This window comes from Pseudomonas sp. Sample_24 (assembly GCF_004307605.1).
Lineage (GTDB): Bacteria > Pseudomonadota > Gammaproteobacteria > Pseudomonadales > Pseudomonadaceae > Aquipseudomonas.
The window spans coordinates 1-1,746 of sequence record NZ_RCNW01000256.1; the positions used below are offsets into that span (position 1 = coordinate 1).

Genomic DNA, 1,746 nt, shown 5'->3' on the forward strand with positions numbered 1-1,746 from the left:
ACGCCTTCAAGCAAATCGAGTTTGTTATAGACCTCGAGGATCGGCAAGTCCTGGGCACCAATCTCGCCCAGCACCACCATCACCTGCTCGATCTGCAACATGCGATCCGGTTCGGCCGCATCGATCACGTGCAACAACAGATCGGAATTGCTCGACTCTTCGAGCGTAGACCGAAATGCCTCGACCAGCTTGTGAGGCAAGTGGCGAATGAAACCTACGGTGTCCGCCAGGACAATCGGCCCCAGGTCGTCCAGATCCAGACGGCGCAGGGTCGGGTCCAGCGTGGCAAACAATTGGTCAGCCGCGTAAACGTCGGATTTCGTGACGTTATTGAACAGCGTGGATTTACCGGCGTTGGTATATCCCACCAGCGATACGGTAGGGATATCCGCACGCATGCGACCACGTCGCGACTGTTCGCGCTGGCTGCGCACCTTCTCCAGCCGGCCCTTGATCTGTCGCAGGCGAACCCGCAGCAATCGACGGTCGGTTTCGAGTTGGGTTTCACCCGGCCCACGCATGCCGATACCGCCACCCTGACGCTCAAGGTGCGTCCAGCCGCGAACCAGCCGGGTGCTCATGTGGTCAAGCTGGGCCAGTTCGACCTGGAGCTTGCCTTCATGGGTACGGGCGCGCTGGGCGAAAATATCGAGAATCAGACCGGTGCGGTCGATCACGCGACACTCGAAAACACGTTCGAGGTTGCGTTCCTGACTGGGCGTGAGGATGTGATTGAAAATCACCAGATCGGCTTCTTCAGCCTTGACCAGGTCGCGCAGTTCCTCGACCTTGCCGCTGCCGATCAGATATTTGGCGGTTGGCCGATGACGCGGCACGTTAAAAAACGCGACGGTCTCGGCGCCAGCCGAATTTGCCAACTCCTGAAACTCCTGCGGATCTTCGCGCGCCTCAGGGTCCTGTCCATCCAAGTGAACGAGGATGACTCGCTCACCACCACCGTGGCGCTCAAAGAACAAAGGAGACTCCTATCAGGCGTTACCTGGCTCAGCGTCACCTGCTTCGGATTCGGTTGCGCTAGGCAGACGAATTGGACGAACCGGCACCACTGTAGAGATAGCGTGTTTGTAAACCATTTGGCTGACGGTGTTTTTCAGCAGGATGACGAACTGGTCGAACGACTCGATCGTGCCTTGCAGTTTGATACCGTTGACCAGGTAGATGGACACCCCAACTTTCTCTTTACGTAAAGTATTCAAGTAAGGGTCTTGTAGCGAATGCCCTTTTGACATGTGCCGCACTCCTTTAAGGATTCAATATAAAAAATAGGTAAACAGATGGCTTTGGCCGTCACACCCCCAAGGATAGACGGCAATTGCAAGGACTCAGCTCAATATGGAGATGGTCCCCAGGTATTTCAAGGCGCGCGGCAGATTGTCGCAATCCAGGCTGTCCAGCCAGTGTAAATCAGCCCAACTGCGCAGCCATGTGAACTGGCGTTTCGCCAACTGGCGCGTGGCAATGATTCCACGCTCCTGCATCTCGGCTGACGTCAGCTTGCCATCCAGGTAGTCCCAGACCTGGCGGTAGCCTACTGCACGTATAGACGGCAACCCGGCATGCAGGTCACTTCTCTTGCGCAGGGCTACGACCTCGTCAATGAATCCCTGTTCCAACATTAAAGTGAATCTTTGTTTAATTCGCTCGTGCAGTACCTGACGATTTGCCGGAGCAATGGCCAAGTTCGCGACAGTATAGGGCAATTGTTGCCGTCCCGAAGCGGCTGCT

General features: G+C 56.0%; 2 protein-coding genes and 1 pseudogene. All 3 read right to left on the reverse strand.

Annotated elements, in window-relative coordinates; translation table 11 throughout:
* A partial coding sequence (gene hflX / locus D8V06_RS14330) for a ribosome rescue GTPase HflX (protein WP_130931179.1) occupies window positions 1-977 on the reverse strand: 977 nt, incomplete at its 3' end.
* A gap of 12 nt (window positions 978-989) precedes the next feature.
* The gene (gene hfq / locus D8V06_RS14335) at window positions 990-1,250 is read right to left on the reverse strand and encodes an RNA chaperone Hfq (RefSeq protein WP_007902656.1); all 261 of its coding nucleotides are present in this window, start codon (window positions 1,248-1,250) and stop codon (window positions 990-992) included.
* A gap of 93 nt (window positions 1,251-1,343) precedes the next feature.
* Window positions 1,344-1,746: pseudogene (gene miaA, locus D8V06_RS14340) on the reverse strand (tRNA (adenosine(37)-N6)-dimethylallyltransferase MiaA); the annotation flags it as partial.